General features: G+C 50.3%; 1 pseudogene. It reads right to left on the bottom strand.

The features are described from left to right. Positions 1–117 precede the first annotated feature (117 nt). Positions 118–537 (bottom strand): annotated as a pseudogene (locus tag PsAD37_RS16075) (IS3 family transposase); the annotation flags it as partial.

Here is a 537-nt window from a genome sequence, read left to right as displayed (position 1 = left end):
GCACAAATAGAGGCGTTAGAAAGTGGTGTTTGGGATCACTTCTAACGCTCCGTTTTGAAGGAAAAAGAAGAAAAGCCGCTGTGCATGCTAATTTGCCCATCAATGCAAAAACTCGCGCCGCGCCACAGCCTCTTCCAGAGCTTCGATGCAGAAGGCCGCCTCCATGGTGATCGATAACCGCCAGCTCAGAACGTTGCGTGAATACCAGTCAATGATAGCGACCAGGTAAGTGAAGCCCTTTGCCATGGGAATATAGGAAATGTCGATGGCCCAGACCTGATTGGGCCTTAAAACCTTCACATCACGCAGCAGATACGGGTAGATTTTATGTTCTGGCGCCGGTTTGGACGTATTGGGTCGTCGGTAGATTGCCTCAATACCCATCCTCTTCATCAAGGATCTTACTCTATGTCGGCCGATATCAAAGCCTTCTGCCTTCAATAACTGCTGCAGCATGCGGCTGCCCGCAAACGGATACTCTAGATGCAACTCGTCCAGCCGGCGCATGAGTTTCAATATTTCCGGTGAAACTGGACG

It is taken from the genome of Pseudovibrio sp. Ad37, from assembly GCF_001623075.1.
Taxonomy (GTDB): domain Bacteria; phylum Pseudomonadota; class Alphaproteobacteria; order Rhizobiales; family Stappiaceae; genus Pseudovibrio.
This window is presented reverse-complemented; position numbering and strand designations above follow the sequence as displayed.